A 13,158-nucleotide genomic window follows, 5' to 3' on the forward strand; every position below is an offset into this window, starting at 1 on the left:
AGATCCCATGCCAAGCACCACCGTCACCGTCGGCTCCTCGGTCGGCCTGCATGCCCGCCCCGCCGCCCTGATCGCCGAAGCGGTCGGCGCCGCAGGCGTCCCCGTCACCATCGCGCTCAGCGGCGGCGACCCCGTCGACGCCGGCTCGGCCCTGATGATCATGACCCTCGGCGCGGGCCAGGGCACCGAAGTCGTCATCGCCAGCGACGACCAGCCCACCCTGGACAAGATCGCCGAAATGGTCGCCAGCGACCTCGACGCCTGAGCTCCAGCCGCTCGACGGGTCGGTGAACCTCTGGTTCACCGACCCGTCGGCGCGCAGCGAGCCGGAACCCGCACGAGGTACCTCGCGAACGGTCCGCGCCGCACAACGAGAACGCGCCTGCGGCCCAACGACCGAGCAGACGACCGCGGGGCGCGCACCCGACCGGACACGGCGCCGACGAGCACCGCGTCGACACCGACGGCTGGTACCGTTCCCTCGTTCCGCGCCGGTCGCGCGTCTTCCCTCGCCTCGACCCCCGCCGAGCATGCTCGTGCCGACGGGGTGTGTTCACCCGTCGACCTCGCCGACCAGACACCGGAACTGTGGTGGTGGACGGCGCGTTTCGGGTCGCCGATCTGGCTCGACCCGACCGGCAGCCAGGTCAGGCCCGCGTCGCGGGCGTGGAGCCTGTCCTGGCTCGACCCGGAGTACGTGGAGCTGACCCGTTCCAGCAGCAAGGGTTCTGGACCGATTCGGCAGGCAAGCAGCAGCAGGTAGGCGGCGCGGGCGTCACCACGGTGTACGTGCTCTAGCCCGAGGGCGACCGGATCGTCATCCTCGACCCCTGGCTGCCCGGCAGCGATCCACTGCGCGCGAACAACCCGGATTCGCCGACGACTACAGCTACGAGCTGCCCGGTCCGCTCGACGGGCGATTCCAGGCGATCAATCTGAGCGCGTCGGGGTAGACGACGTTCCTGATCAACGAATTCGGCGACATGTACACCCGGCTGTGGGATTTCGACATCTCCGGCGCCGACACCCTGTTCTTCTCCTACACCTACGGCGAGGACACCGAGCTGGCCGAGGCACCGACGAACTTCGACGCCTGGGTGGGCCAGTTCGAGTTCCTCCGCCCGTTCTTCCCGCAGTACACCGGCATCCACCTGCCGCCGCCGTCGTGGGTTCGCCAGCCCAAGGTTCCCGGGGAGATCACGTCCACCATCAGCATCCACACCACCGGTGGCCGGTCCGACCGGCGCGAACTGCGGATCGAGGGCCGCGAAGACGGCCGGACCAGCTTCTGGCACAAGCCCGTCGACGCGGGCGAGTGGTCGTTCACCGCCATGGACCGCCCGCTGACGACCGATCTTCTGGACAACCGTCCCGACGACATGCCGACCTCGACGATGGTCGGCCCGACCGGCGTGCACTACGACTACCGCGATCAGGCGGGCTCGACGATGGCCCTGCGCGACTACGACTACGCCGACGATTCGATGCCGGTGCGCGTGTGTACAGCCGGTGGTTCCTGCACCGAGCTGTCACTGTTCCTGGCGAGCACCCCGCGTTTCGGCTGGCAACCCGAGGGCTTGTCCGACACACCACGCACCTATCACGGTCTGCTGCACGCCACGCAGGAGCAGTGGGACGCGCTCTCCCCCGGCCTGCGGACCGTGGTCGAGCGCATCACCGGCGCCGACCGCGGCGCCAATGTGGTCGCGACATCGAACACCGGTGAGTTCACCCTGCGCACCACCGAGGGCTTCGAGGCGGTGCTCCGGCGCAGCGCTGGGTGAGCATCGACGCCACCGGTGCCGGGTCATGGGCATGCGGTGGGCGCCGTGACACCCGCGAAGCGCGCGGCCATCAGGATGCCGGAGGCGACGCTGCCGTTGAAGCGCCGGGCAATGGCGGGGTAGTCACTGATCAATCCGCCCATGGCGACACCGGCGACGGCATCGGCGAGATCGGGCGCGTACTCGGGTTGCAGCACAGCGGCGCCGTAGGCGGCGATCGCGCCGCCCGAATAGCCCGCGACGGCGAAGCGGCTGCGCCCGAACATATCCGGGTCGAGGTCGCGCACCGCCCTGATGCCGTCGAGCACTGCATGTCCGGCGACCGTCGGTTCCGCGTACGCCATGAACGGCCCTTCGTGATCGGGCACGAGTACCGCGTGTCCCCGGCTCAGCGCCCATGCGGTCGTCAGCGGGAACAGGTCACCGGAGTTGAACTTCGGGTGTGGCCCGTGCGCCAGGGCGTAGCCGGGCGTGCAGGTGGCGCCGAGCGAGTTGATCGGCAGCCCGCTCGATCCGGGCCATCGATCTCGACGTTTCTGGACACTGCCCAGCCGAACCCGCCGGCAGCCGTAGACCCGGCACAGAACCAGTCCGACGCAGGCGACATCGCGCCACCCATCATCGATGGTCAGTGCAGGACTGCTACCCCAGGCATGCGAAAGGCCCCCGGAGAGTTCTCCGGGGGCCTTTGCCTTTGTAGCGGGGACAGGATTTGAACCTGCGACCTCTGGGTTATGAGCCCAGCGAGCTACCGAGCTGCTCCACCCCGCGTCGGTGAATACAACATTACACACCGGTTAGCGCGGATGCCAAATCGTGAGGTCAGCGGCGGTTTTCGAGCACCGGACCGCAATCTTCGACGGAGCGAGGGGAGTTCGCGGGAGCACGAATGTGACCGGCGTCACCTGGGGCCACACCCTGCGGGCCGCCGGGTCGGTTCTCGGAAAATCCCGTGACCGGCATCACTATCACCGCGTGATCTCACCCACATAACTACCAGATAACAGATCGATTGGAATTGAGGTATTCCCTGGCGCTATCCAGCGTAAACATCGAAAAGGGCGCTATTCCAATCAGAGAATCCCGCCGTTATCAAGATGTGATCGTCATGGATTTCTTGGTTAGCGTCTCCCCCATGACTGAAACCCGGAAATTCCGCACCCGTGCCCTCGGCGCCGCCGCCATCACGGGCGCCCTGGTTGCCGTTCCGTTCAGCCTCGCCACCGGCACCGCCGCCGCCGCGACCCACAACTGGGACGGCGTCGCCCAGTGCGAGAGCGGTGGCAACTGGTCGATCAACACCGGCAACGGCTACTACGGTGGCCTGCAGTTCTCGCAGAGCACCTGGGCCGCGCACGGCGGCCAGGGCATGGCGCACAACGCCAGTAAGGAAGAGCAGATCCGCGTCGCGGAGAACGTGCTCGCCAACCAGGGCATCGGCGCCTGGCCGCACTGCGGCCGGTACCTGCAGGCCGGTGCCTCCGAGCCGGAGCCCACGCCCGCGCCCGAGGTCGTCGAGACCGAGCCCGCCATCGAGCTGCCCGCCGCGGCCCCGACCGATATCCAGGTCGCCGTCGATCAGGCCACCGCCGCCGGCCAGGCCCTGGCCGAGCAGTACGGCTACGCCGACCAGTACCGGGCCCTGCTCGAGGCCAACGCCCCGCTGCTCGCCACCCTCGGCGGCTGATCCTCCCGACCCACTGCACGAGTAGGGCCCCGCCGGTTGGCGGGGCCCTACTTCGTTCATCGCTGAGCGTCTACCGGCCGCCTGCGTCCTGGTACGCCTGCACCGCGGCGTCCAGCTCCTCGAGCGCCTTGCCGAAGTCGGTGAAGTTGCCCGACCGCATCGCCGTGCGCACCGCCTCGATCTTGCGATCCAGTTCGGCGGCCGCGGCCTGCTGGGCGGACGAACCCGTCGGCGGCGTCGTCTCCGGCGGCGGGGTCGTACCGTCGGTCGGTGGCGTGGTGCCCTGGTCGACCGGCGGGGTGACCCCCGGCTTCGGCTTGAGCGCCGGATCGCCGCCGAACGGAGTCGCCAGCGCGCCGGCACCCGGGATCACCTGGTTCAGCGCCCCTGCCAGCGTCGAGTCGTAGCCCACCTTCACACTGCCTGCCGCGTCGCGGTAGCTCACCAGCACGCGCAACAGCTGCGGGAAGGTCGACGATCCGGTGTTGCGTTCGTTGTAGAACGGCTCCACGTAGAGGATCCCGCCGTCGGCCACCGGCAGGGTGAGCAGGTTGCCGTAGCGGATCTTGTTCGAGTTCGACAGCAGGGTCTTCTCCCGCGACACCGCGTCGGCGGTGGTCATCGAGTTCTGGGTCTGCTGCGGGCCCTGCGTCTGGGAGTCCGTCGGCAATTGCAGCACGGTGAACTTGCCGTACCCGTCGGGGTCGGAGCGCACCGAGATGTAGGACGAGAGGAATTGACGGTTGTAGCCGACCATCGCCGAGGTCAGGTTGAACACCGGCTTGTTGGTCTCCGGGTCACCGAGCAGCACGTAGTACGGCGGCTGGTTGAAGGTGCCGCCCTCGATCGTCGGATCGCTCGGCACCGACCAGAAGGCGTTGTTGGTGAAGAACTCACGCGGGTTGTCCACGTGGTACTTGGTGAGCATGTCGCGCTGGACCTTGAACAGGTCCTCCGGGTAGCGGAAGTGGGCCCGCAACTCCGGGGAGATCTCGCTCTCCGGCTTCACCGCGTCCGGGAACACCCCTCGCCACGCCTGGAGCACCGGGTCGTTCGCATCGGTCTCGTACAGGGTGACGGTGCCGTCGTAGGCGTCGACGGTGGCCTTCACCGAGTTGCGGATGTAGCTGACCTCCTTGCGGGGGATCACCCGCCCGGTCCGCTTGTCGATGCTGTCCTCGACCGCGCCGTCCAGTGAGGTGCGCTGAGCGTAGGGGTACTTGTCCAGGGTGGTGTAGGCATCGACGATCCAGACGATGCGTTCGCCGACCACCGCCGGGTAGGCGTTGCCGTCGGCGGTCAGCCACGGCGCGACCTTCTGCACTCGCTCGCGCGGGTTGCGGTTGTACAGAATCTTGGAGTTGTCACCGATGGCCGAGGAGAACAGGATGTTGCGCTCGGCGTACTTGGCCGCGAACGCCAGCCGATTGAACCAGTTGCCGATCGGCACGCCGCCCGCGCCCTCGTAGGTGTAGGAGGCGGTGTCGGAGTCGTACTCGCGCGGGGCCTGACCCTCGGTGGCGCCGACGATGGCGTAGTCGGGGTCGGACTGGGAGATCAGCTCGCCGTAGTAGATCCGCGGCTGGTCGACCTTGAACTGCTGGTCCTCCGGCTTGGTGAACAAGTCGCTCACCATGAACAGTGGGTAGCCGGAGTCGCTGCCGCCCGCGGCGCTCTGCGCGTCGGACTGCGGCTTGTTCACCCGGTTGGCAGGCGCGGCGACGAAACCGTTGCCGTGGGTGTAGACGGTGTGCCGGTTGATCCAGTCGCGCTGGTTGCCAGACAGCGCCTCCGGGTGCAGCTCGCGCGCGGCGACGATGTAGTCCTGGGTCGAGCCGTTGAGCGTGTAGCGGTCGATGTCGAGCGACTCGGGGAACCCGTAGAAGTTCTTCAGCTGCCGCAGCTGGGTGAAGGTGGGCGAGAGAATGTTCGGGTCGAGCAGGCGGGCGTTGCCGATAGTCGCGGCATCGGCCGGGACCTCGAGCGGGCTCTTCGGGCTCTGCCCGCGATAGTCCCGGTACTCGACCTTGTCGTCGGTGATGCCGTACGCCTGGCGGGTGGCCATGATGTTGCGCTCGATGTACGGGCTCTCCTTGTCGGCCGCGTTCGGGCGCACCGAGAACTGCTCGACCACCATCGGCCACACCGCGCCGACCAGGATCGAGGAGAGCACGAGCAGCGCGGCCGCCATCGCGGGCACCCGCAGATCGCGCAGCACGATCCCGGCGAAGAACGCCACCGCGCAGATCACCGCGATCGAGAGCAGGATCAGCTTCGCGGGCAGTACCGCGTTGATATCGGTGAACGACGGACCGCCGAAGGTCGGTTCCTTGCGGGTACTCGACAACAGGTCGTAGCGGTCGAACCAGTAGGCGACCGCCTTGAGCAGTACGAAGATTCCGGCCAGCACGGCCAGCTGCACGCGCGCAGCCCTGGTGAGCGTGCCCTCGCGCCCGGTCAGCCGCAGGCCGCCGAACACATAGTGGGTCACCAGATTCGCGAAGAACGCGATGACGACGGCGACGAACAGCCAGTTCAGCACCATGCGGTAGAACGGCAGGTCGAAGGCGTAGAAGCCGACGTCGAGATGGAACTGCGGGTCCTGCTCACCGAACTCGCCGCCGTTGAGGAACAGCTGCACGGTGGCCCAATTCGATTGCGCCACCAGCCCGGACAGCAAGCCGAGCAGCACCGGGATACCGATGCCGAACACCCGCAACCGGCCCATCACAGTGGTGCGGTAGCGCGCGATCGGGTCGTTGGGTCCGGCCACCGGCACGAAGACCGGCCGCGACCGGTACGCCAGCAGCAGCGCGGCGAACACCACCAGCCCGACGAACACGGCGACGACCGCGAACAGCGCGATCCGGGTGAGCAGGATGCCGAGATAGACGCTGCGATAGCCGACCTCGCCGAACCACAACCAGTTGGTGTAGGTGTCGGTCAGTCGTGGCCCGAGCAGCAGCAGCGCCGCGAGCACGACTGCCGTCACCAGCAGCACCCGGCTGCGTCGGGACAGTGTTGGTAATCCGGTGGGGGGCCGCATGCCCACGGTGCCACTCTCCAAGGGTCCGGCGGTACTCGCGCCGGGTAGATCGGCGCAGACACCGCAGTCCGATGTTGCGGGTGGTCCGTTGCCGGACCGTTGGCGCCCACTCTACGGAAATCGGACACCGTGCAAGTGGCCGGGCCGAAAATGATTGGATGGGCGGGTGACCGATGACCAGCACGCCGAAGTCGTCCTCGCCCGTTGTGTGCGCGAGGTCGTCGAGTTCGCCGACGCCGAGGGCTGGGGAAATCCGCCGCAGATGTTCGCACTGGTGCCCACCGCCGACCTGGTCGCGGCGGAGCCGGCGCTGGAGGACCAGCTCGCCGACGGCAGCGAGCTGACCCCCGTCGCGCAGGAGGCCTTCCCCGACGACATCACCGGCGGATCGATGGCGCTCGACGAATTCCTCGCCACCACCACCTGGCCGCCCGCGGTCGAGGGCTGCGTGCTGGTGCAGGAGATCGTGATGCTGCCGCCCGACGCCGAGAGCGACCTCGACGATGCGCTGGTGCCGCTGCTCGCCGACGCCGACGCCGCCGATGCGGCCGGGCGCGCCGCGGCCCACGCGCACCCGGATCGCCGCGACGCCAGACTCATCGCGGGCGTCCTGCGCCATGGTGCCTCGCTGTGCCTGCTGCAGATCCGGCCCATCGACGACGACGGCTTCGGCGACCTGGACCTGCGCACCTATCCGAACCTGGCGCCCGGCCTCGTCCAGGCGCTGCACCACACGCTGGAGTGATCAGCCGCAGCTGATCGCCTCGCGGCCGGCGTCGATGTCGGCCAGCGAGGTGACGGCGCCGTCGAGGGTGTCCACCTTCACCAGGCGCAGCCCCTCGGGCGCGCGCTGCCGTGCTTCGTTGCAGTTGGCGGCCGGAACGAGGAAGGTCTCGGCCCCGGCCTCGCGGGCGGCGATCATCTTGTACTGGATGCCGCCGATCGGGCCGACCTTGCCCTCCTGGTCGATGGTGCCGGTCCCGGCGACGAACCGGCCGCCGTTGAGTTCACCGGGCGAGAGTTTGTCGATCAGGGCGAGACTGAACATCAGCCCGGCCGACGGTCCACCGATGTCGGCGAGATTGAACTCGACCCGCAGCGGCGGCCTGCCGCCCTCGCCCGGAGTGAGGCCGAGGTAACCCTTCGCTTCGTCGTCGGGGCGCGCGGCGAGGGTGACGGGCGCGGTCTGCTCGGCATCGCCGCGGCGGTAACGGAGGGTGATCGTATCGCCGGGCGCCCTGGTGCCGACGATGTCGACCACGTCCTGCGGGCTGGTGAGCGGGATGTCGTCGACGCTGATCAGCTCGTCGCCGACCTCGAGCACCCGCGCGGCGGGCCCGTCTTCGGTGAGCCCACGCACCAGGACGACCGTCGGCAGGTCGAGGTAGTGCAGCGCGGCGACCTCGGCATCGCTCTCCGAATCCTTGAAGTCCTGCTCGTTGGACTTGTCGATCTCTTCTCTCGACACCCCCGGCGGATACACCTCGGCGCGCGGGACCAGGCCGTGGTCGCCGCTGGCCCAGAAGCCGAACGCCTCGAACAGGTTGAGCCCGTCGCGCACCGAGACGGTCGTCATATTGAGCCTGCCGGTCGTCGGATCCAGCGGTGCGCCCGTGACGTCGACAACCGGCTTGCCGTCGACCTCGCCGAGGGTATCGAAGGTGGGGCCGGGGCCGAGCGCGACGAACGGCACGGTGACCACACTGCCGACCACACCGAGCACGAGCACGGGGACCAGGGCCACGATCAGGGTGAGGATCCGACGATTCACTCCGCCCACAGTAGTGATCACCGATCGGCGCCGACGGCAGTGGCACGCAATTACCCGGTAACCCGGCGCACGCGATTTCGCGAAGCGCGAACACCGAGGGCCCGGTGGTCCCGCGTAACGTTAGAGGTATGAGCGATCTCCCCTTCGGCTTCTCGAACCGCGACGACGACGAGTCGGGCAAGCGTCGCGACGAGACCAACGGTCCCGGCGGTAACGATCCGTTCGGTTTCGGGGCGGCGGGCGCCGGCGGCTTCGATCCGTCACAGCTGGGTCAGATGCTGACCCAGCTCGGTCAGATGCTCAGCGGCATGGGCCAGGGCATGGCGCCCGGCGGCCAGGGCGGCCCGGTGAACTACGACGTGGCCAAGCGCCTGGCCCGCCAGCAGCTGGGCACCACCGTGGCGCCGGTGACGGCCAAGACGGCGTCGGCGGTGTCCGACGCCGCGCACCTGGCCGAACTGTGGCTCGACGGCGCGACAGTGCTGCCCGCGGGCGCCACCAAGACCGTCACGTGGACCGCCAACGACTGGATCGAGGAGACGGTGCCCACCTGGAAGCGGCTGTGCGATCCGGTGGCCGAGCAGATCTCGGGCATGTGGACCGCCCAGCTGCCGGAGGAGGCCAAGCAGTTCGCCGGGCCGATGGTCGGGATGCTCGGGCAGATGGGCGGGCTCGCGTTCGGTTCCCAGCTCGGGCAGGCACTCGGGCAGCTGGCCAAGGAGGTGCTGACCTCCACCGATATCGGCCTGCCGCTCGGCCCTGCGGGCACGGCGGCGCTGCTGCCCACGGCGATCTCCACCTTCAGCGCGGGTCTGGAACAGCCCGAAAGCGAGATCATGGTGTTTCTCGCGGCGCGCGAGGCCGCGCACCAGCGGCTGTTCGCGCATGTGCCGTGGCTGCGCCAGCAGGTGCTCGGCGCGGTGGAGGACTACGCGCGCGGCATCAAGATGGACTTCTCCGCCCTGGAGGAGGCCGCGCAGAACATCGATCCGATGTCGCTGAGCGATCCGGCCAAGCTGGAGGAACTGCTCGCCCAGGGCACCTTCGAACCGCAGACCACCCCGGAGCAGAAGCAAGCGCTGGAGCGGCTGGAAACGCTGCTGGCCCTGATCGAGGGCTGGGTCGACGTTGTGGTGTCCGACGCGGTCGGTGAGCGGCTGCCCGGCGCGAGCGCGCTGTCGGAGACGCTGCGCCGCCGCCGCGCGACCGGCGGGCCCGCCGAGCAGACCTTCGCCACCCTGGTCGGCCTGGAACTGCGGCCGCGCAAGGTGCGTGAGGCCTCGGCATTGTGGCGGCGCCTGACCACCGATGCCGGCATGGAGCGCCGCGACGGCGTGTGGGCGCATCCCGATCTACTGCCCGATTCCAGCGACCTCGACTCCCCCGCCGGGTTCATCGACTCGGTGATCGGCGGCGGCACCGGCGCTTTCGACGATCCGCTGGCCCAGCTGGCCGAGACCGAGGCGCGCGAACGCGACGCCGCCGAGCGCGGCGAGACCGGCGAGGACTCCGGCACCGACAAGTCCTGACCCGGTATGCCGTGGTGCGCGAGAAAATCTGCGCACCGCGGCGGCGCGACACGGTTGTGTACCGAGCACCGACCAGAACACACCGCGCCGACCGGCCGGATCCGAATTGTCCACAGGTCTGCCCAATGATCCCGACACGCCGAAAGCCTGTGGATAACACGGCTTTCGGCGGCGTGACCGCCAGGCAGCGCCGCCGATACTCGGGGCATGACGACCACGACGCCACTGCGCGGACCGATGCTCGACCCCAGGGTGACCACGCTGGTTCGCCCGTCGGGAACGGTGCAGCTCGGCTGGGATCCCGAGCGCGCCCTGCTGCTGGAGACCACCGAACTCGACACCGGGACGGTGCTCGCGTTCCTCGAGTTGCTCGACGGTTTGCAGTCCCGGCCACAGATCATCTGGCGAGCCGGGAAATTCGGCATCACGCCCGAACTCACCGGCGCGCTGCTCACCGCGATCGAGCGGGCCGGGCTGCTGCTGCACCCCGAACGCAAACAGGGCAGGGTGCGCGCCGTCACGGTGCACGGCCTCGGGCCGCTCACGGACGCGGTGACGATCGGTATACGGCGAATGGGGTTGCGGCCTGCCAGATCACGCCCTGACCGACGTGACACCCCGGTGGGCACCGGTGCCGACCTCGTGGTTCTCACCGACGCGCTGATGGTCGATCCGCGGCTGTCGGTGGATCTGGTGCTGCGCCGGATCCCGCACCTGCAGGTCCGGGTCCGCGACGGCGTCGGCATCGTGGGCCCGCTGGTCCTGCCCGGCGAAACGAGCTGTCTGCGCTGCGCCGACCTGATCCGCACCGGTTTCGACGCCGACTGGCCGCACCTGGCGGCGCAACTGCTCGGCCGGACCGGCCACGCCTCCCCGGCTGGGATCGCGGCAACCACCGCGCTGGCCATGGGCGAGCTGGAGGCGATCGTCGCCTGCTCGCCGCGCACCAGGCCGGGAACCCTCGACGCCACCGTCGAACTGGATCTGGATTCCCACGAAGTGCGACAACGCCCGTGGCCACCGCATCCCGACTGCGGCTGCCGGACCCTCGCCGCGGCCGGTTCGGGAACGGGGCGGTGAGCGGTGTGAGCATTCCCATGGCACACCGTCGGCTGGTTCAGCCATGATGGGTAACGTGTCGGAGATCGTGCGCCGCGGTTCCAGCCGCAATGCCAAGTTGGCCAGAATTCCCCTCGGTATCGCGGGCAGGGCCGCCGTCGGGTTCGGGAAGAAGCTCGTCGGCGGTGACAAGCAGCAGATCAACGCCACGCTCAACCAGAAGGCCGCCGAACAGCTGTTCACCGTGCTCGGCGAGCTCAAGGGCGGCGCGATGAAGTTCGGGCAGGCGCTGAGTGTGATGGAGGCCGCGGTTCCCGAGGAGTTCGGCGAGCACTATCGCGAGGCCCTCACCAAACTGCAGGCCGCGGCGCCGCCGATGCCTGCCGAGACCGTGCACCGGGTGCTCGACCAGCAACTCGGCACCAAATGGCGGGACCGGTTCGCGTCATTCGACGACACCCCGGCAGCCTCGGCCAGCATCGGCCAGGTGCACCGGGCGGTGTGGGCCGACGGGCGCGCGGTCGCGGTGAAGGTGCAGTATCCGGGTGCCGACGAGGCCCTGCGCGCCGACCTGAAGACGCTGTCCCGGATGACCGGGCTGCTGTCGTCGGTGATTCCCGGCGCCGATGTGAAGCCGCTGCTGGCCGAGATCACCGAGCGCACCGAGGAAGAACTCGACTATCGCATCGAGGCGGCCAACCAGCGCCGCTTCGCCGCCGCGTTCGACGGGCATCCGCAGATCGTGGTGCCGCGGGTGGTCGCGGGGGCGCCGAAGGTGATCGTCACCGAATGGCTCGACGGCACCCCCGTCTCGGCACTCATCGCCGCAGGCGCGCAGGACCCGGAAGGCACACGGGCGCAACGCAACCGGATCGCCGAGCTGATGGGCACCTTCCACTTCTCCTCCCCGGAGAAGGCGGGCCTGCTGCACGGCGACCCGCATCCGGGCAACTTCATGATCCTGTCCGACGGCAAACTGGCTGTACTCGATTTCGGTGCCTGCGCGCCGATGCCGGACGGCTTCCCCGAGGTCCTCGGCCGGATGCTCGCGCTGGCCGTCGCCGAGGATCACGCCACGCTCACCGAACTGCTCTACGAACACGGCTGGGTGATCCCGGGCCGCACCGTCACCCACGAGGAGATCGCGGCCTACCTGCGCCCGTTCAGCGACCCGATCCGCACCGACACGTTCCACTTCACCCGTACCTGGATGCAGCGGGTGGCGGGCAAGGCCTCGGAGTTCTCCAGCCCGGAGATGAAAACCGCACGGGCGCTGCAACTCCCGCCCGAGTACCTGATGATCTTCCGGGTGCTCGGCGGTTCCGTCGGTATCCTCGCCCAGCTCGACGCCGAACTCGGCTTCATGAATCTGGTCCGTACCTGGGTGCCCGGCTTCCGGGCCGAACAGGCTTCCTGAGGCCAACTACCGGACCAAGCAAAACGAACCGCTCACCGGGACTCGGTGAGCGGTTCGTTTGCGGTACAGCATGCTCGGGCAGCCTACGTGGTTACGCTTCGGCCGCTGCCCACTCATGCCGGGATCGCGACCTTGCGCGGGCGGCCACGGGGGCGCTTGCGGGCGATCACGACACCCTGGTCGAAGATCTCACCGCCCCAGACGCCCCACGGCTCACCGCGGTCGATGGCGGCGGTCAGGCAGCCCTTGCGGATCGGGCAGGCGGCGCACAGTTGCTTGGCCTGCTCGAGGTCGTTCGGGCTCTCGGCGAACCACAGATCGGGGTTGCCTGCCCGGCAGGGCAGAGTCGCCACGGTTCGGCATGTCACGTCAGTAGTGGCCGACGGCCAGTCCTGGGCGGTGAACACGTCGTTCTCCTTCAGCTCGTTGCAGCGGTTGTTCGTTCGGTGTGCGAAACCGGTGCCGACGGCTGAGGAGCCGAATGAAAATGGCCACGGATTTCGCTTCTCGCGATCCGTGGCCAGGAGGTCTGGGAGGAGTTCCCTACCTAGTTCGACATCTCTGTCGAGACCTGATCACGGTCGCTGGGTGGACACGGAGGCGGGTTGCGCCATCGAATGCGGGGACTTTCCCGTAATCGATGGCCGTCGGGGCTGCCGATGCTTCGACAGCGATCGGCTGCCAACCCACGCTGGGCTTGCCCTGGAGACGAATCGGGGTGTGCTGATGGACGACAGTCATCGGCACAGCGGTGGTATCGACGCCGGACAGACCGGTCCCCTGCAGAGCGAGGACCCCCCGGGAGGCCGACACGACGGACACGTTCACCAGAGCGAGATTGCCCATCTCGGTGTAGGTGGTATTG

The 13,158-nt window shown here is 68.6% G+C and carries 12 protein-coding genes and 1 tRNA gene; 8 read left to right on the forward strand and 5 right to left on the reverse strand.

Features of this window, described 5'->3' with window-relative positions; genetic code table 11:
- The first annotated feature begins 7 nt into the window (after nt 1-7).
- The 3 genes from ACFOW8_RS10070 to ACFOW8_RS10080 all read left to right on the forward strand — a co-directional run bounded on the left by ACFOW8_RS10070 (nt 8) and on the right by ACFOW8_RS10080 (nt 1,784).
- Nucleotides 8-265: an HPr family phosphocarrier protein gene (locus tag ACFOW8_RS10070; RefSeq protein WP_378549055.1), complete on the forward strand. Its 258-nt coding sequence runs from the start codon at nt 8-10 to the stop codon at nt 263-265.
- 329 nt (nt 266-594) lie between these two features.
- Nucleotides 595-798, forward strand: coding sequence for a hypothetical protein (locus tag ACFOW8_RS10075; protein WP_378549058.1), 204 nt, complete (start codon nt 595-597; stop codon nt 796-798).
- 185 nt (nt 799-983) lie between these two features.
- Nucleotides 984-1,784: a hypothetical protein gene (locus ACFOW8_RS10080; protein ID WP_378549061.1), complete on the forward strand. Its 801-nt coding sequence runs from the start codon at nt 984-986 to the stop codon at nt 1,782-1,784.
- Nucleotides 1,785-1,807: 23 nt separating this feature from the next.
- Here ACFOW8_RS10080 and ACFOW8_RS10085 read toward each other — a convergent pair whose 3' ends face one another.
- Nucleotides 1,808-2,416 (reverse strand): lipase family protein, encoded by a 609-nt coding sequence (locus ACFOW8_RS10085; protein WP_378550675.1) that lies wholly within the window; start codon nt 2,414-2,416, stop codon nt 1,808-1,810.
- 65 nt (nt 2,417-2,481) lie between these two features.
- A tRNA-Met gene (locus tag ACFOW8_RS10090) sits at nt 2,482-2,555 on the reverse strand.
- Between the two features lie 364 nt (nt 2,556-2,919).
- Here ACFOW8_RS10090 and ACFOW8_RS10095 point away from each other — a divergent pair.
- On the forward strand, nt 2,920-3,471 hold the full coding sequence (locus ACFOW8_RS10095; protein WP_378549063.1) for a transglycosylase family protein: 552 nt from the start codon (nt 2,920-2,922) through the stop codon (nt 3,469-3,471).
- Between the two features lie 70 nt (nt 3,472-3,541).
- Here the strand turns inward: ACFOW8_RS10095 and ACFOW8_RS10100 are convergent, their stop codons facing one another.
- Nucleotides 3,542-6,523 carry a UPF0182 family protein gene (locus ACFOW8_RS10100; protein WP_378549066.1) on the reverse strand — a complete coding sequence of 994 codons (2,982 nt, stop codon included), beginning with the start codon at nt 6,521-6,523 and terminating at the stop codon, nt 3,542-3,544.
- A gap of 160 nt (nt 6,524-6,683) precedes the next feature.
- Here ACFOW8_RS10100 and ACFOW8_RS10105 point away from each other — a divergent pair, with 160 nt between their 5' ends.
- Nucleotides 6,684-7,262, forward strand: a complete 579-nt coding sequence (locus ACFOW8_RS10105) for a PPA1309 family protein (protein ID WP_378549069.1) — start codon at nt 6,684-6,686, stop codon at nt 7,260-7,262.
- Here ACFOW8_RS10105 and ACFOW8_RS10110 read toward each other — a convergent pair whose 3' ends face one another.
- Entirely contained in the window at nt 7,263-8,288 is a 1,026-nt protein-coding gene (locus ACFOW8_RS10110) for a YlbL family protein (protein WP_378549072.1), read from the reverse strand.
- Nucleotides 8,289-8,416: 128 nt separating this feature from the next.
- Here ACFOW8_RS10110 and ACFOW8_RS10115 point away from each other — a divergent pair, with 128 nt between their 5' ends.
- The 3 genes from ACFOW8_RS10115 to ACFOW8_RS10125 all read left to right on the forward strand — a co-directional run bounded on the left by ACFOW8_RS10115 (nt 8,417) and on the right by ACFOW8_RS10125 (nt 12,293).
- Entirely contained in the window at nt 8,417-9,817 is a 1,401-nt protein-coding gene (locus ACFOW8_RS10115) for a zinc-dependent metalloprotease (protein WP_378549075.1), read from the forward strand.
- 207 nt (nt 9,818-10,024) lie between these two features.
- Nucleotides 10,025-10,897 (forward strand): TOMM precursor leader peptide-binding protein, encoded by an 873-nt coding sequence (locus ACFOW8_RS10120; RefSeq protein ID WP_378549078.1) that lies wholly within the window; start codon nt 10,025-10,027, stop codon nt 10,895-10,897.
- A gap of 46 nt (nt 10,898-10,943) precedes the next feature.
- Nucleotides 10,944-12,293 (forward strand): ABC1 kinase family protein, encoded by a 1,350-nt coding sequence (locus ACFOW8_RS10125; RefSeq protein WP_378549081.1) that lies wholly within the window; start codon nt 10,944-10,946, stop codon nt 12,291-12,293.
- A gap of 113 nt (nt 12,294-12,406) precedes the next feature.
- Here the strand turns inward: ACFOW8_RS10125 and ACFOW8_RS10130 are convergent, their stop codons facing one another.
- Complete coding sequence (locus ACFOW8_RS10130; RefSeq protein WP_378550677.1) at nt 12,407-12,661, reverse strand: WhiB family transcriptional regulator; 255 nt, start codon at nt 12,659-12,661, stop codon at nt 12,407-12,409.
- Nucleotides 12,662-13,158 lie beyond the last annotated feature (497 nt).

Source organism: Nocardia rhizosphaerae (assembly GCF_042650365.1).
Taxonomy (GTDB): Bacteria; Actinomycetota; Actinomycetes; order Mycobacteriales; family Mycobacteriaceae; genus Nocardia; species Nocardia rhizosphaerae.

Excerpts from the sequence above, each read along its gene's own strand:
- ACFOW8_RS10070 (WP_378549055.1), top strand. The coding sequence starts at position 8 with ATGCCAAGCACCACCGTCACCGTCGGCTCCTCGGTCGGCCTGCATGCC.
- ACFOW8_RS10080 (WP_378549061.1), top strand. The coding sequence starts at position 984 with ATGTACACCCGGCTGTGGGATTTCGACATCTCCGGCGCCGACACCCTG.
- ACFOW8_RS10095 (WP_378549063.1), top strand. The coding sequence starts at position 2,920 with ATGACTGAAACCCGGAAATTCCGCACCCGTGCCCTCGGCGCCGCCGCC.
- ACFOW8_RS10115 (WP_378549075.1), top strand. The coding sequence starts at position 8,417 with ATGAGCGATCTCCCCTTCGGCTTCTCGAACCGCGACGACGACGAGTCG.
- ACFOW8_RS10120 (WP_378549078.1), top strand. The coding sequence starts at position 10,025 with ATGACGACCACGACGCCACTGCGCGGACCGATGCTCGACCCCAGGGTG.
- ACFOW8_RS10125 (WP_378549081.1), top strand. The coding sequence starts at position 10,944 with ATGGGTAACGTGTCGGAGATCGTGCGCCGCGGTTCCAGCCGCAATGCC.